The 22,713-nt window shown below is 39.1% G+C and carries 22 protein-coding genes, 2 rRNA genes and 1 pseudogene; 16 read left to right on the forward strand and 9 right to left on the reverse strand.

Annotation, left to right across the window (positions count from 1 at the left end; all coding sequences use genetic code 11):
* Window positions 1–61 precede the first annotated feature (61 nt).
* The 9 genes from FPG78_RS02955 (at window position 62) to FPG78_RS02990 (ending at window position 7,750) form a co-directional block, all read left to right on the forward strand.
* A complete protein-coding gene (locus FPG78_RS02955; protein ID WP_223261976.1) occupies window positions 62–1,522 on the forward strand; it encodes a phage tail sheath family protein in 1,461 nt (486 codons plus the stop codon).
* A gap of 213 nt (window positions 1,523–1,735) precedes the next feature.
* Window positions 1,736–2,200 carry a hypothetical protein gene (locus FPG78_RS02960; protein WP_144086542.1) on the forward strand — a complete coding sequence of 155 codons (465 nt, stop codon included), beginning with the start codon at window positions 1,736–1,738 and terminating at the stop codon, window positions 2,198–2,200.
* Between the two features lie 62 nt (window positions 2,201–2,262).
* Window positions 2,263–2,718 carry a hypothetical protein gene (locus FPG78_RS02965; RefSeq protein ID WP_144086543.1) on the forward strand — a complete coding sequence of 152 codons (456 nt, stop codon included), beginning with the start codon at window positions 2,263–2,265 and terminating at the stop codon, window positions 2,716–2,718.
* Window positions 2,719–2,751: 33 nt separating this feature from the next.
* Window positions 2,752–3,201, forward strand: a complete 450-nt coding sequence (locus FPG78_RS02970) for a phage tail protein (protein WP_144086544.1) — start codon at window positions 2,752–2,754, stop codon at window positions 3,199–3,201.
* Between the two features lie 47 nt (window positions 3,202–3,248).
* Complete coding sequence (locus FPG78_RS07105; protein WP_186292428.1) at window positions 3,249–3,422, forward strand: hypothetical protein; 174 nt, start codon at window positions 3,249–3,251, stop codon at window positions 3,420–3,422.
* A gap of 16 nt (window positions 3,423–3,438) precedes the next feature.
* A complete protein-coding gene (locus FPG78_RS02975) occupies window positions 3,439–4,068 on the forward strand; it encodes a CIS tube protein (RefSeq protein ID WP_144086545.1) in 630 nt (209 codons plus the stop codon).
* Window positions 4,065–4,715: a hypothetical protein gene (locus tag FPG78_RS02980; protein ID WP_144086546.1), complete on the forward strand. Its 651-nt coding sequence runs from the start codon at window positions 4,065–4,067 to the stop codon at window positions 4,713–4,715. Before FPG78_RS02975 ends, FPG78_RS02980 begins: the two co-directional genes overlap by 4 nt.
* A 76-nt stretch (window positions 4,716–4,791) precedes the next feature.
* The gene (locus tag FPG78_RS02985) at window positions 4,792–6,246 is read left to right on the forward strand and encodes a S1C family serine protease (RefSeq protein ID WP_144086547.1); all 1,455 of its coding nucleotides are present in this window, start codon (window positions 4,792–4,794) and stop codon (window positions 6,244–6,246) included.
* Window positions 6,247–6,340: 94 nt separating this feature from the next.
* Window positions 6,341–7,750: a S1C family serine protease gene (locus FPG78_RS02990; RefSeq protein ID WP_144086548.1), complete on the forward strand. Its 1,410-nt coding sequence runs from the start codon at window positions 6,341–6,343 to the stop codon at window positions 7,748–7,750.
* 22 nt (window positions 7,751–7,772) lie between these two features.
* Here the strand turns inward: FPG78_RS02990 and FPG78_RS02995 are convergent, their stop codons facing one another.
* From FPG78_RS02995 to FPG78_RS03005, 3 genes are all read right to left on the reverse strand, one after another.
* On the reverse strand, window positions 7,773–8,438 hold the full coding sequence (locus tag FPG78_RS02995) for a TatD family hydrolase (RefSeq protein WP_255431726.1): 666 nt from the start codon (window positions 8,436–8,438) through the stop codon (window positions 7,773–7,775).
* 112 nt (window positions 8,439–8,550) lie between these two features.
* Window positions 8,551–9,060, reverse strand: coding sequence for a metallophosphoesterase family protein (locus tag FPG78_RS03000; protein ID WP_144086549.1), 510 nt, complete (start codon window positions 9,058–9,060; stop codon window positions 8,551–8,553).
* A gap of 183 nt (window positions 9,061–9,243) precedes the next feature.
* A complete protein-coding gene (locus tag FPG78_RS03005; RefSeq protein ID WP_144086550.1) occupies window positions 9,244–9,750 on the reverse strand; it encodes a methylated-DNA--[protein]-cysteine S-methyltransferase in 507 nt (168 codons plus the stop codon).
* Window positions 9,751–10,043: 293 nt separating this feature from the next.
* On the opposite strand from FPG78_RS03005, the gene FPG78_RS03010 reads away from it, so the two are divergent.
* Both FPG78_RS03010 and FPG78_RS03015 read left to right on the forward strand, forming a co-directional pair.
* Window positions 10,044–10,595, forward strand: coding sequence for an N-acetylmuramoyl-L-alanine amidase (locus FPG78_RS03010; RefSeq protein WP_144086551.1), 552 nt, complete (start codon window positions 10,044–10,046; stop codon window positions 10,593–10,595).
* Between the two features lie 136 nt (window positions 10,596–10,731).
* Window positions 10,732–10,926 carry a peptidoglycan-binding domain-containing protein gene (locus tag FPG78_RS03015; protein WP_144086552.1) on the forward strand — a complete coding sequence of 65 codons (195 nt, stop codon included), beginning with the start codon at window positions 10,732–10,734 and terminating at the stop codon, window positions 10,924–10,926.
* A gap of 463 nt (window positions 10,927–11,389) precedes the next feature.
* On the opposite strand, the gene FPG78_RS03020 is transcribed toward FPG78_RS03015, so the two are convergent.
* A complete protein-coding gene (locus FPG78_RS03020; RefSeq protein ID WP_144086553.1) occupies window positions 11,390–12,184 on the reverse strand; it encodes a thymidylate synthase in 795 nt (264 codons plus the stop codon).
* A gap of 326 nt (window positions 12,185–12,510) precedes the next feature.
* Between FPG78_RS03020 and FPG78_RS03025 the strand changes: the two genes are divergently transcribed.
* Both FPG78_RS03025 and rrf read left to right on the forward strand, forming a co-directional pair.
* Window positions 12,511–15,454: ribosomal RNA gene (locus tag FPG78_RS03025) — 23S ribosomal RNA — on the forward strand.
* Between the two features lie 89 nt (window positions 15,455–15,543).
* Window positions 15,544–15,655: ribosomal RNA gene (rrf, locus tag FPG78_RS03030) — 5S ribosomal RNA — on the forward strand.
* A 164-nt stretch (window positions 15,656–15,819) separates the two neighbouring features.
* On the opposite strand, the gene FPG78_RS03035 is transcribed toward rrf, so the two are convergent.
* Together FPG78_RS03035 and FPG78_RS03040 are read right to left on the reverse strand one after the other, a co-directional pair.
* Window positions 15,820–17,478, reverse strand: coding sequence for an ankyrin repeat domain-containing protein (locus tag FPG78_RS03035; RefSeq protein ID WP_144086554.1), 1,659 nt, complete (start codon window positions 17,476–17,478; stop codon window positions 15,820–15,822).
* Window positions 17,479–17,642: 164 nt separating this feature from the next.
* A complete protein-coding gene (locus tag FPG78_RS03040) occupies window positions 17,643–18,302 on the reverse strand; it encodes a recombinase family protein (RefSeq protein WP_144086555.1) in 660 nt (219 codons plus the stop codon).
* Between the two features lie 184 nt (window positions 18,303–18,486).
* Between FPG78_RS03040 and FPG78_RS03045 the strand changes: the two are divergent.
* Window positions 18,487–19,303: pseudogene (locus tag FPG78_RS03045) on the forward strand (DUF4158 domain-containing protein); the annotation flags it as partial.
* On the opposite strand, the gene FPG78_RS03050 reads toward FPG78_RS03045, so the two are convergent.
* From FPG78_RS03050 to FPG78_RS03060, 3 genes are all read right to left on the reverse strand, one after another.
* On the reverse strand, window positions 19,296–19,595 hold the full coding sequence (locus tag FPG78_RS03050; RefSeq protein WP_186292430.1) for a hypothetical protein: 300 nt from the start codon (window positions 19,593–19,595) through the stop codon (window positions 19,296–19,298). The pseudogene FPG78_RS03045 and the gene FPG78_RS03050 overlap by 8 nt on opposite strands.
* A 476-nt stretch (window positions 19,596–20,071) precedes the next feature.
* Entirely contained in the window at window positions 20,072–20,584 is a 513-nt protein-coding gene (locus FPG78_RS03055) for a hypothetical protein (protein WP_186292431.1), read from the reverse strand.
* A gap of 29 nt (window positions 20,585–20,613) precedes the next feature.
* Window positions 20,614–21,141, reverse strand: coding sequence for a hypothetical protein (locus FPG78_RS03060; RefSeq protein ID WP_144086559.1), 528 nt, complete (start codon window positions 21,139–21,141; stop codon window positions 20,614–20,616).
* A 593-nt stretch (window positions 21,142–21,734) separates the two neighbouring features.
* Between FPG78_RS03060 and FPG78_RS03065 the strand changes: the two genes are divergently transcribed.
* Both FPG78_RS03065 and FPG78_RS03070 read left to right on the forward strand, forming a co-directional pair.
* Window positions 21,735–22,094, forward strand: coding sequence for a hypothetical protein (locus tag FPG78_RS03065; protein WP_144086560.1), 360 nt, complete (start codon window positions 21,735–21,737; stop codon window positions 22,092–22,094).
* Window positions 22,085–22,711 (forward strand): hypothetical protein, encoded by a 627-nt coding sequence (locus tag FPG78_RS03070; protein WP_144086561.1) that lies wholly within the window; start codon window positions 22,085–22,087, stop codon window positions 22,709–22,711. Before FPG78_RS03065 ends, FPG78_RS03070 begins: the two co-directional genes overlap by 10 nt.
* Window positions 22,712–22,713: the final 2 nt, after the last annotated feature.

Below are 22,713 nucleotides of genomic sequence, written 5' to 3' on the forward strand. Positions count from 1 at the left end.
TAACTTTTATAATAATTCATAAAAATCAAATAAAATGGCTGAAAATTTAAAAACTCCCGGCGTGTACATCGTCGAGAAGGATACGGGTGCCAACGCCGTGGTTCAAGTATCAACTGCAGTTCCTGCGTTTATAGGTTTCACTGAAAGAGCTGAAATTAACGGAAAGTCTTTTCATATGAAACCAGTTCAGATCTCTTCGCTTTCTGAATATGAGCTATTTTTTGGAGGGCCACCTGTTCCTGTCTATACCATTAAAGAGGTAACCAGTGGGGAAAAAGATTTGGTTATGAATGGCAAGTCTTATGTAATGGAACAGAGTGCCAACTCTACATTTTACCTATACAATAGTTTAAAACTATTCTTTGATAATGGTGGAGCAGACTGTTTTATTGTTTCTGTTGGCCAGTATGGCGATCCGGACGTACAGTTAGAGATTACACCAGATGTATTCAAACAAGGCATAGATACATTAGCTGGAGAAGAGGTGCCAACCATGTTATTGATGCCAGACTCCCTTTTATTAGATGAAGAAGATGCCTCTTACTATGCGGTCCAGACCTATGGGCTTGCCCATTGCGGCAAGTATCTGAATAAAGTCGCATTATTTGATATATGGGGTGGCAACAAAGAGTTATCCATTGAAGATAAAAACAAATATGTAAACAGGTTCCGTGAATATATTGGGTTAGATAATTTGAGCTATGGTGCCGCCTATTATCCATGGGTTAAAACCAATATTATCCCATTGAATAGCATTGATTATAGGAACTTTGATTTAGAGTCACTCAAGTCTGTATTGCAAGAAGCGCACAAAACCATGCTCTCTAATCTGATCAGTGCGACTACAGAGAAAGAGAAAGTCTATTGGGATGCTGGGCTAAAGAATACCAGTAAGGAGTATAAATTATTGCGTAAAACCATTGCAGATCGCTTAAACATTCTTCCAGCTGCTCCCGCTATGGCAGGTCTTTATACCAGAACGGACAAAGCAAGAGGGGTATGGATTGCGCCGGCCAATCAAAACTTAAACTCTGTGATAGAGCCAATGGTGAAAATCACCCATGAAGAGCAAGAATCCCTTAACGTAGATGGCATTAGCGGTAAGTCGATCAATGCCATTCGCACCTTTAAAGGAGCCGGTGCTGCAGTCGTTTGGGGCGCTAGAACGCTAGCCGGAAACAGTCCAGAATGGCGCTATATTAATGTTAGAAGGTTGTTTATCCTTATTGAGCAATCCATTAAAAATGCAGCATTCTCTGTTGTCTTTAGGCCAAACGTTCCCGTTACCTGGGCCGTTGTACAGGGCATGATTTCCAACTTCTTAACCAATCTTTGGCGACAAGGCGCTTTAGTCGGTGCAAGCCCTGCAGAAGCATTTACCGTACTCTGCGGATTGGGTGAAACCATGTCTCAAGATGATGTCAATGAGGGGATTATGCGTATTTCCGTAAAAGTAGCGGCGCCTAGACCAGCTGAGTTTATTGTGATCACCTTTGAACAAAAAATGGGTGCAGATGGGTAACTGTATCTATAGAGCGTAAATTAATAGACTTTTTTCGAAACGCGCTTGTGCTCAGGAATTTGTAGGAGAGACGGCGCGGAAAACTGGAGCGTACTAGATGTACGTGAGGATTTGAGCACCGGATCGGATCCCCTGGATCACTGTGCAAATTACCAGCAGAAGTTAGCGTTTCGGAAGAGGTCTATTCTAAAAACATTTAAAACTAAAATAACCATGGCTGAGAATTTGTTAATACCTGCTATAGTCCATTTTAATTTGGGTTCTTCAAAAGTTAGTATAACGGATTACCAAATAGCAATTGCCCTAGAAAATGGCTCTCAATATATTAGGTCTATTAATGCACAAGGTAAGTCCGTCTATGCTATACGCAAAGGAGGAGAAATTGGACAGGCGACTGATATTAAAGTTTCTGTACTTAAAACACCAGATAAAAAATTCGATGATGATATTAAAAAGCTAGAAAAAAACTTAGAGGCCACTAAGGAGAATGATCCTAAAAAATATGTGGAAAATATGCTTTTTAGTATTGCCACTAATGATGATAAACCATTTACACATATACAATTTCAAGGGTATGTTAGTGAAATGAATAGTGAAGTAGATCCTGAAACGGGGCTACAGGAAGTGGCAGCTGAGCTTGCTGTTTATGATCCAGTTAGTTTTGTTATTAAACAATAGCTTGATCCATTCATTATTGAGTTTTTAGGGTATTAAATAGTTTAATTAGAATTTGAGGTATTATGCAAAGAGTAACTATTGATTATAAACACTTTAATAAAGCAGGTTTTGATAGTAAGACCTGTAGTGTTTCGGCTGTTGGTATGCCCAATCAAAAAACATCTACTAAAGCAGCTGTATATGATACGGCAACTAAAGCACCACTTTTTCAGAATCAACACAGTGCACAAGAAGTAGTAACTTTCACTGTAGAATTTTTACCCTTTATAACAGGCAAGCAGTTGTTAACAAAAGCATATAGTTTGGTTCAAGAAGTTCTTGAGGATAAATATAATGCAGAGCCATTTACCCTTTGTGTACACAAAAAAGATGGCTCAATAGATACAAAAACAACGGTAAATGATGTTATCATACAAAAAGCAGAGTTGTTTTTAAATAGGAAGAACAAGGCTACAGGTGAAATGGGCTATATCCGTATACGTTTTACTTTACAAGGCTTGAATCCAGATAAAAAGTAATTATGTTATGTTTTTAACCTTGTGCTGATATTTATGGCTGATTTTAATGTAGTGCACGCACATTCTTTTCAAGTAGAAATATTGGGCGTAACAGATGGCAGTTCTCCAGAATATTTCTATAAGGTTGAAGGATTAAGTAATACTTTGAAGATGGGAGCCTATCTACCTGGGGGATCTCATAGGCCTTATTATAGATCCAATGCATGTGAGACTACTGATTTAGTCTTGGCTAGACCCTTAATAGAGGGTAAAACTAAAATCACGCTTTGGTGCGAGGATGCCATTGATAAAGGCCTTTTTAAGCTTACACAGGCCCATATTTTAGTTCTTAGTAAGAAAGGTAAAATTTTAGCACAGTGGAAAATAGAGGATGTCTACCCAAAGGGTATAGCCATTACGCCATTCCAGCTAAATGGTCGAATAGACCTTGGAATAGGCGAAACCATTACGATTGGCTATTCTAGGCTGGTGCGAACCAAGTAATGGCCATAAATGCTGTGGTGTACAGTTAATTGTATTGATTGTTGACTATGCCAGTTAAAATTAATGAGCTAGTAATACAGGTTAAAGTGTATGATGAAGCTAAGAAGCAGGTAGAAAATGTTACCAATATGCCAACTGGTTCTTTATTGCATACTACTACAGAGCAGAAGGCATTAGCAGGAGATGTTTTACGCTTATTAGAAGAGCAGAAAGAAAGGTAAAAGGACTTTTATAGTTATGAGCAAGGTTAGCAAACTAGTTATTAAAGCATGTAGTGACAATAAGTTTTCCTCTTTTACAGGGGAATTTATAACATCTATTAATCCAGAAAACTTAGCGATTAAAAGTGCAGTAGCCTACGGTGTCCCTAACGGAGTTGCTAGTTTTGGTTCGCTAAAATACTATGGATCTCCTCCAAAGTTGCTTTCTTTTAGTCTTTTGTTTGATGGTACAGGCATTATACCTGGTAGCAATACCATTGCGGTTATCGAACAAGTAAAGCAGTTGCAAGATATTGCCTATAGCATCCATAAGAAAAACAATGCGCCTAATTACATTCGTGTAATCTGGGGTCAAATTGATTTTAAAGGCAGATTGGTCGATCTAGACATCGTCTATTCTATGTTTCAAGTAGATGGTACACTGATTAGGGCAGAGGCCCATATAGCTGTATTGGAAGAGGTCGTTTCTGCAGGAAAAGGCAAGTCTGCTGCGGGTATAGATAGCGATTACACAAAGCCATCGGGTGCTAGTGCAACCTCAAAGGGTTCACTTAGTCGGGGGGGGATGCACCGCCGTCTTATAATGAGGCTGTTGGCGCACCGTCCGCTTATAAGGAGACTTTTGCGCCAACGCCTAATGGCATGAATGGTGCCTATAGTGGTGCACCACCTGGTGCCTACGATGGAGGTCCTGATCAGGTTTATCAAGGATCAAATGGTGGTGGTACGCGTTCTCGTCGTTCTGTTTCCAGTGTTGACTCGACTAGTTCCAATGGTTCTAGTATGGGCGCAGCTCCTTCTGTTGGTGCTAGTCCTGATATGGATCATTCTGGCAAGGGTTTTAAAGGCGGCGTTGCAGGTAATGGGCCTGGTGGTAGTGGCGGTGGCATTGGAGGAGGCGGACATGTACCAGGTAGTAGTGTAGGAAAGCCTGGAGGAGCTGCTGCAGCAGGTGGTCCTGCCAGTAGATCCGGTAAGACCCATGATGCCGGAAATAGCCCCCCTAGAGCTGCAAAAAAAAGTAGTGCAGCTACTGGACCAGGTGGTGCTGCAGCTAAAGGGAAAGAGGGAATGGCTAAAGGCGGCGGTTTAGCTGCCGGTGTAGCGGGTGGTGCTGCGGCTGTTGCAGCTGCAGGTGGAGCAGATAGCTTGCGTAAGCTAAAAGCAAACGTCAATCTTATGCAGAAAATGAAGGAAAAGGCCAGTTTTTGGAGAAGGATGCAAAAGTTTGCTAAGAAGGTACTACCCAAAAAGGTATACGAAGGTGTAAAACAAGCAGGGAAAAAGATTTAGAAAAATAAAAGCAATTTAAACTGTTTTTTTATCTATCTGAGGCTAATCTCCGGTATCATTAATTGAATTACTAAATATGCGCTATAAAAATATTTTATCTACTGCTTTAGGGTTATTTTTAGCGATTGGCGCTTATTCCATTTGTTATGGTAAGGCTAACTTTAAGTCGGGTGTAATTGAAAATGTCAAGCGGTCTGTAGTTTCTGTGGATATACACATAGCACTTACTGCTTATATTCCCCCTCTGGGGGTGCATGGTGCTGGGGTTGTAATAGACAAGCAAGCTGGCTATATTTTAACATCTGGCATTATTGTTGGACCCTCTATAATTGCAGACTATACGATTGGCTTTTTTAATGGTGCAGAGACTAAAGCCAAGTTAGCCTATTATGATCCTTGGGTAGACTTTGCGATTCTACAAGTAGATCCCTCCATGCTTCCTAAAGAAATCCAACCTATAAAGTTAAGTAATAAGGATCCATTGCTGGGTCAGTCTGTTTTTACAATTGCTAAGAAAAAAAAACCACTGCTGTATACTGGAAGCATAGATGATGCTAATTTTAGTCTGGAATGGACCATGCCCCAGCATTGTATTCGTGTCAGTATGCCTAGCAAGACTGGTGCATATGGTTCTTTGATTTTTAATGAAGCTGGGGAGGATATTGCCTTAAATTGTGCTGGCTCAGCCACCATGGATGTTGGACTACATCTAGCCTATGTTCATCATGCATTAGCTGCGTTAAAGCAACAGCAACTGCCCGTTAGAAAACATATTGGTGCTTTATTAACTACTTATCCATTAGATGAGGCCATTCGTTATAATCATCTTTCTCAATCATCACAAAAAGAGTATTTAAAAAAGTTTCCAGATGCAAAAAATAAAATTTTACAAGTACAGCGCATCCTAAAGGGGACACCAGCAGCGGGTAAGCTGTATCCTGGGGATTTGATTTGGAAGTTTAATGGTCAATGGGTTGGACCTAATCTGGTAGATTTTGATAGGGCTATGAATAAATCATCAAAAGACCAGCTGGTGTTGACCATTTTTCGAAATGGGTCGTTTTATGATATTACGTTGCCTTATTACAATTTGAATAGCCATCGCATCACTAAAATGGTTCAATTTGGCGGTACTACTTTTTTTGAAACAGATGATTTTTGCAGTACACTGGCAGGCGTTTCACCTAAAACTTTAGTTGCTTGTATTGCAGCACCCAATACAATTTTTAAAGTATATGCTTATCCACAGCACCATTTTAAAATTTTAGGTGTCGAATGTTTGGCTATTAATGGTCAGCCTGTTCAAAAATTGGATGCGTTGATTGCATTGATTCCACAATTGGTGCGTGAAAAATACTTTACCATGGCGTACATCAATCACTTGCCTCCATCACATGGGTTATTTACTTCATTTGCGCATGATTGCTATACAGTTAATGTGGAATATGACCCGAACTTAGCACCTCCTAAGGTTTGGGAATGGGATCCCGTTCACCTGGAATGGAAGGGTCAAGAAATTGTTTTAGATTAGGTAGCTGTAGGTTATCCCATCAGCTGGTTTACTATAACCCTTATGAAAATGGATCGTTTTAAGGCCTAATTTTTGGGCTATCTTTTTTGCTTTTTTGCTCCATACACCTATGCTTTTGGCTGGGGAACCCTTCTCTGAAAGGGTAATTGAGCATGCTAAAAAATCAGTAGTAACGATTAATGTAAATGCTTCTTTTTCAGCTTATAAGCAGCGTAGCAAATGGAGTGGAACGGGTTGTGTGGTAGATAAGCAAAATGGATATATCTTAACCAATCAACATATAATAGGGGCTGCCGTAGTGGGTAGCTATAAGATAACCTTTTTTAATGGCATCCAGCAAGAGGCCCATTTGATCTATTATGATCCATGGTTGGACTATGGATTTTTGCAAGTTGTCCCTGCACTGATTCCAAAAGAGGTTACGGAAACGACTTTTAGTCGTCATAATCCAGTTATGGATCAGCCTATTTTTATTGTTGGTAATAATGAGGGGCACAGCTTTTCTTTACATACAGGTGTTGTAGCAGATTTGTATGAGATTAAAGATTCCATGCCTCAGCAATCGATTAATCTCAGTTTAAATACCAAGGGTGGATCCAGTGGTTCGCCTATTTTTAACAAAAATGGACAAGCGGTAGGACTTAATTATGGTGGAAATCACACATTTGGGTTTGCCATCCATCCTGAATATATTCGGTATGCTTTATCAGCGATTCGGCAGGGTAAGGTTCCAATCAGGAAACAGGTCGGGGTGATTACCAAATCTACTCCTATTAAGGATGTAGTCCGCTATGATGGGTTGCCGGCATCCGTCCAGCAGCAATACATCAAGACTTTTTCTAATGGCGCTACCTCTGTTATTGAAGTAGACTATCTGCTCCCTGATAGTCCTGCTTTTGGTTTACTCTTTCCTGGAGATGTGATTTGGGCCATTAATGGCAGCCAAATAGGTCCTAACTTAGTTGCTTTTGATATGGCGATGAATCAATCTACTAAAGATCATGTCGTATTAACCATTCTTAGAATGGGGCAATGGCATGATATCAAGGTAGGGCTTTATGATCTTGAGCTTCATAAAATCAAAAAAATGGTTCATTTTGGAGGCGCTATCTTTTTTGAAATGGATGATTATACTGCTAAAATAAGTGGCATACCTGCTAAAAGCTTGACCTTTGTTAAAGTGGATACAAATCACATTTTTAATAATGTTGCTCCGTATAGGATTAAAAATGATTTTAGGCTTAAAGTGTTATCCTTTAATAAAAAACCGATTGCTGATCTTGAAACATTCGTCTCAATGGTGCCATCATTAATCGCTAAAAAATATTTTACTATAGAATATACTGATTTTTCCCCTTTTCATGCATTTTGTGCTGCGTTACATTTAGGTCCTAGGCCATCGAGAGCCTATGTAGAATATGGCACCCACCTTCCTCAGCCTAGATCATTTATTTGGGAGGAGACACACCACCGATGGGTCAGTTCACCTATTGGTATAAAGTGATGCTAACCTTAGTATATCGATCCTATTTCTTTTTCTCAAAAATCGCTTCAGCATTTTGCGTGGTGATGCATGCCACCTCTGCTACCGTTGTTGCTTTTACTGCTGCAAGGGTTGCTGCTGTGTAACATAGGTAGCTTGGCTCATTGGGTTTCCCTCGATAAGGTGCCGGTGTTAGGTAAGGGCTATCTGTTTCTAAGACCAAATGTTTGAGATCTATAGCCGATATGGTTGCAGCCAATCCACTTTTCGGCAGGGTAATAATCCCACCAATCCCTAGCGAAAAACCCAGCGCTATACATTTTTCTGCTTCTTGCAAGTTGCCTGTAAAGCAGTGAATCACCCCGCTTAGGCTGCCATCCTGTTCTTGCTCCAATAATTGGATAACCTCTTTAAAAGCATTTCTGCAGTGAATAGATAGCGGCAAGTGGTAGCGTTTGGCTAAAGCAAGTTGAATGCGAAATGCTTCCTGTTGTGCTTCAAGCAAAGTAGTATCATGGTATAGGTCTATACCAACTTCCCCAACAGCTATAAACCCACCTTTATCCAGCCATTCTTCTACCACATATAACTGTTTGGTAAAATCTTTTCTGATATGACAAGGATGGATCCCCATCATAGGCAAGCAGTAGGGAGATAGCGCTGCCACATCCATCATCCTTTCGATTGTCTCTTCCTCTATATTGGGCATATAGATTTTTTGGATATGGTTTTTTTTTTGCCCTTTCTAAAACCAGTGACAATGGACCTTCCAGGTCATATATATGGGCATGGGTGTCAATAAATTTCATAATCCATCGGAGTTAGTCTATTAATATTGCCCTCCTCCCCAACTCTATCACCTCTATATGGTGAATCTTTTTATCGTTTATTTCAAAACGCAATAGCGTACGCATGTAATGGGCACCATGGCGTCCAGCAGCACCAGGGTTAAGATACAGCAGTGGAGGACGCTTGACGTCATACATTACCCGTAAAATATGTGAGTGGCCGCCAACCAAAACATCAGGCTGTGTTTGACTCAATTTGGTACGTATTTGTAGCGTATATAAAGGCGGATAACCCGTTATATGCATCAGCCATATATGAAGCTGTTCACATTGGAATGACTGAAATTCAGGGTATTTTTGCCTTACTATGCGGTCATCAATATTCCCATATACCGCTCTAAACCCCTTAAAACGATCCAATTCGGCGAGCAATTCAGGGTCACCAATGTCTCCTGCATGCCATACCTCATCACATTGTGCAAAATGGTCAAAAACCTTAGGATCCAACCATCCATGCGTATCTGAAAGTAAACCAATTTTCATATTGCTGTGTTGTGCCAATGGTTACAACGTAATTTTATCTGCCATTTGTATAAGTTTAAGATATAAAATAATTTTCCAAAGCAAGGGAACCTAATTGCTTTTGGCTTTATTGATATACGACAGCTGTATAATAGCTGGTAAATAGCCAAATTATGGTGAGCATAGTTTTTAGGAAATAATCTTTTAAGCTGACGTTATGCTATCCTCTAATGCCAGCAACTCTTTTTTAACAGCTATTCCTCCAGCATATCCTCCCAGCGACCCATCACTGCTAATCACTCTATGGCAAGGCAGCAGAATAGACAAAGGATTTCTACCAATAGCGGAAGCCACTGCTCTGATTGCATTTGGATAAGCCGTTAAAGCAGCAAATGCTTTGTAGGTGCACACCTCCCCATAGGGAATTTTTAGTAAGGATTTCCATATATTGATTTGAAAGTCAGTTCCAATTAATTTATAATCTATTGTAAATGCAGTTCTTTTTAAAATAAAATAGTCATCCAATTGTAGCTTGGTCTCCTTAAAGACCATTTTATCTGTATGGTATTGCCACTGATTTGGTATAACAGGAAAATATTTTTGCCCTTCCAAGTATAGACCAGTTAATTGGTTGTAGTGGGCTGTTAACAAAATTGTACCAATTGGTGTTTTGGTATAGCTGTAGTAAAGCATTTCCTTTGTTGTTTCCATATGTTTTAAAGATTGGTAAGTGGTGCGCTTTATATATAGGTTTTTTTTGATAAAAATTTGCTATTTAAATTTATTTTTAATAAATAAAATTTTAGGTGTTGTTGTAATGAAGGCAGCCACGCGTAATGTACAGTAGACCTTTTGCAAAACCTATTTGTGATCAGCAGTTTTTAGGAGAAGCGCAGTCGCCAGCATACTAAATGTATTTGAGGAGCATAGACCACAAAATTGCCATTTAGCAATAGGTTTTGCAGAAGGTCTGGTGTTATACCCAATCTTATAAAGATACGCTTATGAACATTAATCCAAATTTAAGACTTACGTTTACAGGCCTTTTGCTAATTCTTTCATCATGTAATGGATTGCGTAATGGAATGTATGGTGCAGAGTCTTCTAGTAACTCAATTAATGATCCAATAGTAATGGATTATAGCCATCCTTCTCCAAACTATAATGAACGCTCATCAAGTATACCTCTTAAGATTATAGTGGCGCACTATACTGTAGGTGATTTGCAAAGCTCTTTAAACACCTTAACAGATCCATCTCCAGTTGGACATGGACGTGTTAGTGCCCATTATTTAGTTCCAAAAGCAGCTATAGATAACCAGAGGAAGGTCTTTGGCTTGGTGCCTGAGGATAAGCGGGCTTGGCATGCAGGCGTTGGTCAGTGGGGCATTTATGGTGATGTAAATGATGTTTCGGTAGGAATAGAAATAGTAAATTCAGGTTATAAGGAGCTAGAGAATAGGCGTGCTTGGGACCCTTTCCCTGATTATCAAATCGATACACTTATATCATTAATGCAGCCGGTTATAGAAACGGTGTTAAGCCTACTAATGTAATAGCCCATGCTGATCTAGCCCCTGGAAGAAAGCAAGACCCAGGTCCTGCATTTCCTTGGGAGGAGCTTTATAAAAATGGCATAGGTGCTTGGTATAATCGATCCGAACTTGATATAAAAGAACAAGGTAGTTAGATATTGAGCAGCTTCAAAAGGATTTAAAGACCTATGGTTATCCCGTGAAACAATGTTCCGGTTTTTTAGATGAAGATACTCGTAGCACATTAACTTCATTTCAGATGCATTTTAGACCTAAACCTTGTTCAGGCGATGTCGATGCAGAAACAGCTGCCATTGCTAAAAACTTAGTAGAGAAGTATTATAATGATTAGATAAAGCAAGATGTATCGTGCCCATTCAGCCAATGGCGTCAACTTAATGAGTATATTTTATTGGTTGTCAAATAAAATATCATATTAATTGCGTTTGTTTCAATTGCGTCAACTTAAGGTGCTAATGGCCGCCGATAAAAAAACTTGGCGCTTCAGTAAACTTGTAATCTGTTAGACGCTCTATTGTTCAGCGGATCAGAAAAACAGCTTGTTTAAACCCCACGTAGTGGGCGAGTTCTGTTTTTCCCGCTGAACAATAGAGCGTTTCGTTACTTTTATTGTGCGTCAAACTTTTTATTGGCGGTCATGGGCAGAAGAGTATGCTAACTATCCATAAACTGCTTTTTCTACTGCTGTATTAGCATACTTTTTCCTTAAGCTCCCGCCATTGTCCATTCAGCTATATGGCGTTGCTGCACCCAAGACAACGATAAGCAAAAAGTAGCATGTAAATTCCTTTTCTTTATACAGAGATAGCTGCTTTAATAGCTGGATGATGCATATAATGGAGCAATGTAAAATCCTCATATACAAATTCAAATAAATCCTTTACCTGTGCTCGGAGTTGCATAGTCGGCAATGGATAGGGAGTCCGTTTGAGTTGCAAGCTGGCTTGTGCTAGGTGGTTATGGTATAGGTGCGCATCGCCCAGGGTATGAATCAGTGTACCAGCTGTTAGCCCACACACTTGTGCTACCATCATGGTTAACAGTGCATACGAGGCAATATTAAAAGGAACCCCTAAGAAAACATCCGCACTACGTTGGTAGAGTTGGCAAGATAGTTTGCCATTTGCTACATAAAATTGAAAAAAAGCATGACAAGGTGGCAAAGCCATTTTAGGGATTTCACCCACATTCCATGCACTTACCAGTAGCCTACGCGAGTGAGGATTCTCTTTGATCTCCTTGACAACCGAACTAATTTGATCAATGTTTGCACCTGTTACCGTAGGCCAGCTTCTCCACTGATGGCCATAAATAGGGCCTAGTTCGCCCGCTTTAGTGGCCCATTCATCCCATATCGTAACCCCATGTTTATGTAAATAAGCTACATTTGTATCCCCGCTTAAAAACCAAAGCAATTCATGAATAATAGAACGCAGGTGCATTTTTTTAGTCGTAAGCAATGGAAACCCTTCCGCTAAGTTAAACCGCATCTGGTAGCCAAACAGACTCTTTGTGCCCGTGCCCGTCCTATCTTTTTTATCCATCCCCTCCGCTAAAATATGTTCTAGTAATGTTAAATATGGTTTCATTGGTATCCTTAATCCTTTGCTGGTCTAGCCACGGAATTTATGCCAATTCCTGGTTAAGCGCAAGCTTTTTGGGCGTTTGTTAAACGCAGCCCAAGCAATACCACATTTGTTTGAAAAAATATTTGCGGTTTAAAAAAAAAGTTATACCTTTGTAGTACGATTCAACGTAGAAGAGGCCAAAGCGTTAGAGGTGCCGATAAAGGTGTTAAAGGAGCTGGGCTGAATTGCGTTAGGTTTCGAAAGATGTTCTTTGACTTATTGTAAAAGCAAAATAGGGTAGGCGGATCCCTTTTAGGGATTCAGCATATTTCCATTTCAAGAGTAAGTAAGAAATAATAAAGGGCGTATGGGGGATGCCTTGGCTCTTAGAGGCGAAGAAAGACGTGATAAACTGCGATAAGTTGCGGGGATTGGTTGTACGATTTGATCCGCAAATTTCTGAATGGGGCAACCCACCCTACCTATGTAGGGTATCTCTTTATTTAATAGATAAGAGAAGCAAACCTGGAGAACTGAAACATCTAAGTACCCAGAGGAAGAGAAAACAAATAGTGATTCCATAAGTAGTGGTGAGCGAACGTGGATTAGCCCAAACCATAGCAGTTTCGGCTGTTATGGGGTTGTAGGACTAGCAATTTAAATGCATGGCAAGAACTTAAATTATTTTGGAAAAATAAGCCATAGAAGGTGAAAGCCCTGTCAAGGTAATTGGTATGCGTTTAGTTAGTATCCTGAGTAGATCAGTCCCGGTGAAAGGCTGATTGAATTTGCCGGCACCATCCGGTAAGGCTAAATACTCCTAAGAGACCGATAGTGAACAAGTACCGTGAGGGAAAGGTGAAAAGTACCCTGAATAAGGGAGTGAAATAGTTCCTGAAACCATACGCTTACAAGCAGTCGGAGTTTTTTTAATAAGGTATAATATATACGCAAGTATTATTATAACCTTGCGTTTTGTATAAAATGACGGCGTGCCTTTTGTATAATGAGCCTACGAGTTAATCTTTTCTGGCAAGGTAAATCCTTTTGAAAGGAAAAGCCGAAGCGAAAGCGAGTCTGAATAGGGCGCTTTAGTCAGAGGAGTTAGACGCGAAAGCCGGTGATCTACCCATGGCCAGGTTGAAGCGTTGGTAAAACAACGTGGAGGACCGAACCAGTGGATATTGTAACGTCCTTGGATGAGCTGTGGGTAGGAGTGAAAGGCTAATCAAACCGGCAGATAGCTCGTACTCTCCGAAATGTTTTTAGGAACAGCCTTAAGTGTATACTGATAGGGGTAGAGCTACCGATAGGACTAGGGGGGTAACCTACCGTGTCCAGACGAACTCCGAATACTATCAGTTTTGCTTAGGAGTGAGGGTTAGGGCGTTAAGGTCCTAATCCGAGAGGGAAAGAACCCAGACCATCAGCTAAGGTCCCCAAATATATACTAAGTTGAACTAAGAAGGTTTAGTTGCTTAGACAGTCAGGATGTTGGCTTGGAAGCAGCCATTCATTTGAAGAGTGCGTAACAGCTCACTGATCGAGCGACAAAGCGTCGATGATGAACGGGCATTAAGTATATTACCGAAGCTATGGCCTTGCTGCTTTAGGCAGTAAGGGGTAGGAGAGCATTCTAATCAAGCTGAAGCTAAATAGTGATGTTTGGTGGATTGATTAGAAAAGAAAATGTAGGCATGAGTAACCAAAATAATGGTGAGAAACCATTACACCGTAAGACTAAGGTTTCCATGGCGATGGTTGTCATCCATGGGTTAGTCGGGCCCTAAGCTGAAGCCGAACGGCGTAAGCGATGGAAGATCGGTTAATATTCCGATACTAGCTAGCAATAGAGAAGGGGGACGAAGGAGTGAAAGGTCTGCCTTCTGACGAATTTAGAAGGTTAAAGCCCGTAGATATAGGTGTGGCAGGCAAATCCACCATACTTGTCGAAGGTGATAGTACTACAATCCCTCGGGGGCGTAGATAATGACCCTAATCATACTTCCAAGAAAAGCCTCTAATCGTTAGGTGCTAGCTAACCGTACCGCAAACCAACACAGGTAGTTGAGGAGAATATCCTAAGGTGTTCGAGTGATTCGTGGCCAAGGAACTCGGCAAAATAGCCCTGTAACTTCGGGAGAAAGGGTGCCTCATTGGTCCTCTTAGGAGGGTCAATAGGCCGCAGTGAAAAGGCCCAGGCGACTGTTTACCAAAAACACAAGACTTTGCAAAATCGAAAGATGAAGTATAAGGTCTGATACCTGCCCGGTGCTGGAAGGTTAATAGGAGGTGTTAAGTCGCAAGATTGAAGCGCTGAATAGAAGCCCCAGTAAACGGCGGCCGTAACCTTGACGGTCCTAAGGTAGCGAAATTCCTTGTCGGGTAAGTTCCGACCTGCACGAATGGTGTAACGATCTGGGCGCTGTCTCAGCCACGAGCTCGGTGAAATTGGAGTGGCGGTGAAGATACCGTCTACCCGCAATGGGACGAAAAGACCCCATGAACCTTTACTATAGCTTAACATTGATAATATGTAGATGATGTGTAGGATAGGTGGGAGACTGCGTAAGCAGTCGCCGTTGAAATACCACCCTTTATGTATGTGTTATCTAATCCTTTTGAAGAAGGAGACAGTGTTTGGTGGGTAGTTTGACTGGGACGGTCGCCTCCTAAAAAGTAACGGAGGCTTTCAAAGGTACCCTCAGTACGGATGGTAATCGTACGTAGAGTGCAATAGCATAAGGGTGCTTGACTGTGAGACAAACAAGTCGAGCAGAGTCGAAAGACGGATATAGTGATCCGGTGGTTCCGAATGGAAGGGCCATCGCTAAAAGGATAAAAGGTACTCTGGGATAACAGGCTGATCTCCCCCAAGAGCTCATATCGACGGGAGGTTTGGCACCTCGATGTCGGCTCGTCACAACCTGGAGCTGAAGCACGTTCCAAGGGTTGGGCTGTTCGCCCATTAAAGTGGCACGCGAGCTGGGTTCAGAACGTCGTGAGACAGTTCGGTTTCTATCTATTGCGGGCGTTAGAAGTTTGAGAGGGGCTGACCTTAGTACGAGAGGACCGGGTTGGGTAAACCTCTGGTGTATCAGTTGTGACGTCAGTTGCACTGCTGAGTAGCTACGTTTATAAGAGATAAGTGCTGAAAGCATCTAAGCACGAAACTCGCCTCAAGATGAGACTTCAATAAGGGTGGTTAAAGACGATGACCTTGATAGGTTGCAGGTGTAAAGTCAGAAATGGCAAAGCTGAGCAATACTAATTACCCGAATGTTTCTTGTTTTTTTTCTTGATTTTGCTTTTACAGTAGTCAATTACTTCCTTTTAGGGCGATGTAATATATAAGCTCATAAGGTTAAGAAATTAAAAATAAAGGTGACGAAAGCGCTGGTGTGCACCTCTTCCCATTCCGAACAGAGTAGTTAAGCCCAGCAGCGCCGATGGTACTTCGGTAATACGCGGGAGAGTAGGTAGTTGCCATCTTTTATTTTTTTTATTTCCACTCAGAAATATTCCATTTGTTAAATGTTGAATAATTTATTAAATTTGCCTGTTGTTTAGGCATATTTATAAGTTATATCGAAGTTGTTGAATCGATGGTGAGCCGTTTCTGGTTTACCATGATTAGCCCTTGGCGTAACCCTTTTTTAACAAGCAAAATGCATCGATCCAGGCAATGTAATGTTAAATGATTGCAATGTATCATGAGGGATAGCGTATAACGCTTTTATATGATTAATTTTAGCTTCAAGCGTTATGTCAGAAGACAGCATATCAAGCATTTCTTGCTTATGATTTACATGAAGCGTTTTAGTTTTAAGAAATGCTTTAACGATGCTTAACTCCTCATCAAAATTTTCATCCATTCCAGGCTGTCCATCCTCAAACTTGCGGTATAACCATCCCAATGCACAGTCAAACGGGGTATGGCCATATTGATTTGTTATGTTCGGGTTAACCCTGGAATTATTTAGTAATATTGTAGTGGATGCTACATTACTAGCTAGAGTTGCAACATGAAGTGGTGTGAGCTTTTGACTATTTTGTGCATTCACATCAATAAGATCCGCATTGAGTGAGCATTCAAGAATGCTTGGATCAATTTTATCTCCCCTGTAAGATGCTCCTTCAGCTGCTATATGCAGCGGCCTAAAATTACGTCTAGCTCTTACATTGACGTCAGCTCCTGCATTTATTAACGCTGCAATGCATTCAAGGTCACCATGTGGTGCATTTAGTGCATAATGGAAAATATCGTTACGAAAGAGACTTGGCTCTGCCATAGAAAAATATCCTTTATCTTTATCTGTTAGTAATTTTAATAAAAATAAAAATATCTCTTTACCGGATGAAAACAAAGACTTAGCAAGAGGAGGCGTGCCATGGACATCTGTAATGTGTATGTCCACCTTGTTACTGTCTACAAATAGCTTGAGGCTTTCCTTATTGCTATGTATAACTGCGTAATAAAAGGCAGTACGGCCTCTGTTGGTTGCTGCATTTATATTAAATCTTTCATTGTCTATGAATAATTTAATAACCGCTGGAATGCTACCATGATCACGAATAATCAGCTCATGTAGGGCAGTAAAATTATCCTCACCATAGCCCTCTATATCCACTACCTGATTCACATCAATTTTTGGATGGTTTAAGAGAAATTCAAGGCTTTCCAAGCCTTTATTCCTACCTTCGCATTTACCTGCCAAATAAATAAGCTCGCTACTTGCTCCATTTATATTAAATCTTTCGTTTTCTAAGAATAATTCAATAACCGCTGGAGTGCTACCATGATCACAAATAGTTAGCTTATGTAGAGCAGTACAGTTATCCTCATTATAGCCTGCTATATCCACTGCCTGATTCACATCAATTTTTGGATGGTTTAAGAGGAATGTGAGCGTTTGCAAAGGGTTATTGATACTTTTGCATTTACCTGCCCAATAAATAAGTTCGCCGCTTTTAGCATTTAATTGCTCTTGTGTGATTTGATCACTGTCCAATAACAGTTTAACCATTTTGCAACCATGCTCAGCCAACCAATACAAAGTTCTGTAGCAAGCGTTATCTTCATCTTGTTCGGCATCTGCTTTTTCTAACAAAGCTTGCAAAAATCTTATTCCTTCCATATGACACCAATCATTAGAAGTTGCTATAGCATGATAACAAGCAGTATTTTTAGAAATATCGAAACCATTTTGCTGGATTAAGCATTGCGTCAGCTCTGGGTAAAACCCAAGATTGATTAAAAATTCAAGAAGCGTTTGATCAAAGTGAACTTGATTTACATCAACAGATGGATGCACTATTAAAGCACGTATTAGGGGTCTTCTTGGATATAGGAAATTATTGTACGTTAAGGCTGTTTTCTGTACTAAAGATGTTCTTCTTTTTTTTCCAGGTTATTGTATAAATTTACCTGATTAGCAACATGTTTCAGACATTACTTTTCTCACTTTCCAGCAATTTATTAAAAGTGCTTAGCATCGCTTTTTTCATTGTTTACAAAGTACAATTTCTGAATACGACATACCTGCGAAGCGCTGTACCCGGTAGCTTGTGCGGTATCTTGAATGCTTAGTTTTTTAACACTTCGATAATATATTACCTTCTGGTGACGCTCATGATCAGCCTGTTTTCCACGATATTTACCCTCTTGACGTGCTCTTTCGATTCCCTGTTTTTGCCGTTGCTGACGGCTCAACCAATCCTTATACGACATTGCGGCCATTAGATCCATGAGCATATTATTGATGGCAGAAATCACAGCACGAGTTATTGGATCATTTTGTGATGGTTCTTTGTCAGACAAAACCTGCCATGAAGTTGGGATGTCCAGACTTACAATTCTAAATTCATGATGTTCAATCTGCTTTTTGAGTGTTAGCCAGTCACTGTTACTAAGTCTGGTCAGCCGATCTATTTGTTCTACTAGTAGAATATCATTTCGGTGACTATCCATTAGTAATCGTCCCAGTTCTGGTCTTTCCAGTTTTGTTCCGCTGATATTTTCTCGGTAGTAGCTAGCGATTTTGTGTCCTCTCTCCTGAACAAACTGCTCGAGCATTTCTTTTGCTCGATCTGCAAACTGATCTTCTGTTGAAGCTCTCAAATAAGCTCTGATGAACATATTCTAACGAATTTATCGTATTTAGGTTATGTCATTGAATCTATTGCATATAGGTTATTTCATTGATTCAATTTAATAATTTTTAAGATATTTCATTGAGGTGTACCATTATGCGATAAAAATTTAAACGAAAATTAATCTACAAAATAATTATCAATGCAAACTATATGCCTAGGAGACAAATATTAATACGCACCGCAAGCCAGCCAATAGGTTCGGTTTTTCTGTCTTGCTTTGTTACCTGAAGAACATAGGGATGATCCCAGATAAAAAATCACTACTTTCCGATTTTTTACTCAAGCATATCGCTAGCAGACTTAATTTATCAAATGAACTTTGGAAAGATTGCGCATCAGGACGAGACACCACTCGCAGGGAACATTTAATAGAACTATACCACTATCTAGGACTAAAAAAATTTACAAAACAGATTCAAAATGATTGCATTTCGTATTTAATTCCACTTACAAAACGCACTGACAAGGGTATTCTTCTTGCACAAGAACTTCTAAAGTATATGCAGCGGAATTGCGTGATTATTCCCACTATTGATGTACTGGAGCGAACGTGCTCAAATGCCATGGCTGCTGGTGATAAAATAGTATTCTCGGAACTGAATGCTCAACTTATATCAGAGCATAAGGTCAATCTAGACAGCCTTCTGATTGCATCAAATAATCATCTTTCACGTCTATCTTGGATTCTTCAACCTCCTGGTAAAATTAACGGAAAAAATGTATTACAGCACATTGAACGCTTGAATACGATCGTGGCAATAGACTTACCGGTAGGGATCGGACGTTTAGTTCATCAGAATCGGTTACTGAAACTGGCCCGTGAGGGTCGGAATATGAGCAGCCGAGATTTGACTAAGTTCTCATCAAGCAGACCGATACGCTATTCTAATATGTGTGATTGAAGAAGCCAGAGCTACACTTACAGATGAGATCATCGATTTGCATGAGCGTATCTTGAACAGTATGTTCAGCCGGGCTAAAAGGCTAACATAGAAAAATACAAAAACAGCCTTAACGTACAATAATTTCCCATATCCAAGGAGACCCCTATAAACCCATTGGAATCAACTGCTTGTTCGCTTTCCACATTTAGAAATCCATATAACCTACTCATAATGGAGCGATCAACTGAAGCATCAGAAGACCCGGTAGCGTTTTTAGATACCTCTTCAACCAATACCTCTTCAACTGATAGCTTGTCAACTATATACTCAGGTCCTATACCATATTTGCCTATAGTAGTACAGGCAGGCGTATAACCTAACAATAGCATCAATACCTTTGATCTAAAATGTATATAGCAGAAGAATAGTACGCTCCGTACAAAATAAAAGATAATGCCAATCATAATAAAAAATTTAAATATTATTTAAAAGCTTAAAGAAATGTATAGCACAAAGTGTTTTTTGTATTCAGATAGTATAGCTAGAGGGCTAAATCGATACAAATTCAGCGCTTTATTGCACATTACATGCGTTTATCGAAGGCTAAAAGCGAGGGCATACGAACCATCTATACACCGCTTTTTGTATGCCTGCGCTAAAATACATTTTCAACTAAATTGATACCATTGTCTGAATGTATATCAGTTTTAAACTGATAATCAGTAATTAACATTTTGAAATCGAAGAAGAAGATGAGCCACGGCGCATTGTGGGTTGGTTAATGATAAACTTAGTATAAGTAATACAATCATTGATGCATCTATCTGTTTCTTGTTGAGCATTATTATCGTTAAGTAAAATAGATTTACTAAGATGTATTGTATAGCGCTGAAGTTGCTAACGTCTTCCGGGCATATTGTATGGCATATATCACTTCCTTATTGTAACCTGTAAGTTCAGGGTTACAGAGTAATGTAAGCGTAGAAAAATCTAATAATAGGCCAATGATAACATAAATAGAAACAGTACTATAGCATACTTTGAAAATTTTAGTTATCTCATCTTTTAGAATAGGATCACTGTAATAGGTAATCGAATGAATAATTTCTTTAATCTTATTAATCTTATCGCCTATAGATTTGAAATACGCTTTACTTAGCTTCCTAATAAGCTCAGTGTCTCCGTAGTCCAGAAGCTTACTCGATGCTTTTTTGTTAAGTAGCTTTGTTAACTCCGATTCGTAACTATTGTTTATAGATATGGAATTATACATCTCTGTAATTAACTTACAAGCTTTGCTGTATTGTTTTTGTGCTGTGTCTTTATCGGTTTCTCCTTTGCAGATGCTTTTATTCAATTCATGAATTATTAAAAGATTCAATAGTTTGTAATGATAGTCTAAAAAATTATCTAAAATAAAAAATTATCTAAAATAGAGTCGCTGTTCTTAACTGCAGTTACTGCAGTATTTTTATCTTTTTTGTCTACCTTACAACAGGCCTGTATGGGGGATAATAGGATGCTCATTACCTTGTTCCTTGTATCTTCTTGCGCTTCCGTGTTCTTTATTGTTTCTGCAAGTAGTTGAACCCCATGGGAATTTTGCATATATGGAAGCTTCTCAACTTCATTTATTTTAGCAGGTAAGACTTTCTTTCTATCTATTAAACTACGCAAATATATGCGGTTAGGATCCGTAAACTTACGATCGTTACTTTGTTTGATTAAATGTTGTTGAATATGTTTAATTAGATGTAGAGGTTCCTGATCTGCTAACGCATTAGAATAATCAATCATAGGTAAGCTGAGTAGCGTATTTTTGTTGAATTGCTCCTTATTATTGTCAAGAAATTCTTCAAAATTTTTAATAAAACGCTTAAAATTTTCTTCATTAAAGCTGGATTTATTTTCTTGGATATCTTTTGTAAATTTTTTCATATAATCATGGCAAATATGTATGATGGTATGAATACTACAATAAGACTTATCTGATTCTAAAAATTGGGTAGCGTATTATTCTGTTCTGTATGGCTCTTTCCTTTACAAAAATTGCTTATTGCCTCCACTATATATTTATACTATTTGATTTACAGTAACTCATATTATTTGCCCTATAGTAACTGCATCCAACTAATGCCGTAAGCGCACTGGCCCAAAAAATGGTGCTGTAGTAAATATTTGATTTTTTCATTTGATTTTGATTTAAAAATGTTTTTAGGTATGGCTCGTTAGCTATTAAACAATTGCTTTACTTGATTGTACCAATTATTTAATATTTTGATTGTCAAAAATTTTTTTCCTACAAAATTTTTAGCTTAGTTAATACTATCAGTGAACCATAGTTGCATCATGCAAATAATAAGTTACATATCCAAAAAATATACAATAAAAATTGATTGCATAATAATTTAAAAATTGCAATGCGTAAAAATGTCGTTTATTGCAAATTTATTTTGCTTTTTATATTATATTATAAGGGTTGTCGTATCTAAGGGAGTTTTAGTTCGAGGTAACCTATTTTTATAATATTTATGGATAGAAAATATATAAAAGGGTTTGTCTTTGCCTTGGTATGCATCACTCAGTTTATGCAATGCACTGTTTTAACTAAGGGCCTGCATATGGGTAATTGTATGCGCATCATGGGAATGAATCCAATCAACGCAATTAAAAAAGCGGGCCAAGCGCAGCAAGAATATATAAAATTACTTTGTGTTGATTTTTATTCTTTATTTAAACAAGCAAAAGGTGACGTAGAAGACTGCGTCAATATCCATCTTCCAAAATCTTTGACCGCTTCCACTACGTGGAATACTAAGTATCGTAGTGATGACTATTTTATCATATCCTTTGGTAATATAAAAGCAGATAAGAACCTTCTATGGAGCTGAAACTTGAATATAGTGGCCCAGGTATAGAAAATAATATAGAACCAGGAGCGTTAGCGGCAATAAGGAAGACTTTGTATCATCCTAAGGAGTTCAAAGACTTGATTATTAATTGCTTAGCAAAAAACTGTAAAGTCGTTGTTTTTGCTGCTATACAATACCCGCACTTTATTCCAATTGTGTTGGAACCTGTTATTGGGTTCACTAAGGAGCAATTAAGTAATATAGGCATTGTATACAATGGTGAAGATGCCAATGCAGCCTGTCAACCTTACAAACATATAAAGCTTGCTGAGGAATTAATGGGTCTACAAAAAGATCAAAGGGGTAATGGTTTGGTCATATCAAGTTCGTTGGGCAATCCTATAACCGATTTAAGTTCTAACATTGATTATATACTGTGTAGGATGGACTTAGAAAAGTCTGGTAATGCATCTTCGGCTTGTTCGCTTTGGTCTAGGATAAGCGCATTTGAAGAGCAGCGATATGCGCTTATGCAAAAAGCTAAAGCGGATGAATGGACGCTAGAAAAGTTGCAAAATGAAATATGGGATAAGGTGAAAAAGCATTTAAGGCCTTATACTAGGCTTAAGTATTGGGTAAACTTGAGTATTGGATAAAT

It is taken from the genome of Cardinium endosymbiont of Dermatophagoides farinae, from assembly GCF_007559345.1.
GTDB lineage: Bacteria > Bacteroidota > Bacteroidia > Cytophagales > Amoebophilaceae > Cardinium.

Excerpts from the sequence above, each read along its gene's own strand:
- FPG78_RS02960 (WP_144086542.1), top strand. The coding sequence starts at position 1,736 with ATGGCTGAGAATTTGTTAATACCTGCTATAGTCCATTTTAATTTGGGT.
- FPG78_RS02965 (WP_144086543.1), top strand. The coding sequence starts at position 2,263 with ATGCAAAGAGTAACTATTGATTATAAACACTTTAATAAAGCAGGTTTT.
- FPG78_RS02970 (WP_144086544.1), top strand. The coding sequence starts at position 2,752 with ATGGCTGATTTTAATGTAGTGCACGCACATTCTTTTCAAGTAGAAATA.
- FPG78_RS07105 (WP_186292428.1), top strand. The coding sequence starts at position 3,249 with ATGCCAGTTAAAATTAATGAGCTAGTAATACAGGTTAAAGTGTATGAT.
- FPG78_RS02975 (WP_144086545.1), top strand. The coding sequence starts at position 3,439 with ATGAGCAAGGTTAGCAAACTAGTTATTAAAGCATGTAGTGACAATAAG.
- FPG78_RS02980 (WP_144086546.1), top strand. The coding sequence starts at position 4,065 with ATGAATGGTGCCTATAGTGGTGCACCACCTGGTGCCTACGATGGAGGT.
- FPG78_RS02985 (WP_144086547.1), top strand. The coding sequence starts at position 4,792 with ATGCGCTATAAAAATATTTTATCTACTGCTTTAGGGTTATTTTTAGCG.
- FPG78_RS02995 (WP_255431726.1), bottom strand. The coding sequence starts at position 8,438 with ATGCCCAATATAGAGGAAGAGACAATCGAAAGGATGATGGATGTGGCA.
- FPG78_RS03000 (WP_144086549.1), bottom strand. The coding sequence starts at position 9,060 with ATGAAAATTGGTTTACTTTCAGATACGCATGGATGGTTGGATCCTAAG.
- FPG78_RS03005 (WP_144086550.1), bottom strand. The coding sequence starts at position 9,750 with ATGGAAACAACAAAGGAAATGCTTTACTACAGCTATACCAAAACACCA.
- FPG78_RS03010 (WP_144086551.1), top strand. The coding sequence starts at position 10,044 with ATGAACATTAATCCAAATTTAAGACTTACGTTTACAGGCCTTTTGCTA.
- FPG78_RS03020 (WP_144086553.1), bottom strand. The coding sequence starts at position 12,184 with ATGAAACCATATTTAACATTACTAGAACATATTTTAGCGGAGGGGATG.
- FPG78_RS03040 (WP_144086555.1), bottom strand. The coding sequence starts at position 18,302 with ATGTTCATCAGAGCTTATTTGAGAGCTTCAACAGAAGATCAGTTTGCA.
- FPG78_RS03060 (WP_144086559.1), bottom strand. The coding sequence starts at position 21,141 with ATGAAAAAATTTACAAAAGATATCCAAGAAAATAAATCCAGCTTTAAT.
- FPG78_RS03065 (WP_144086560.1), top strand. The coding sequence starts at position 21,735 with ATGGATAGAAAATATATAAAAGGGTTTGTCTTTGCCTTGGTATGCATC.
- FPG78_RS03070 (WP_144086561.1), top strand. The coding sequence starts at position 22,085 with ATGGAGCTGAAACTTGAATATAGTGGCCCAGGTATAGAAAATAATATA.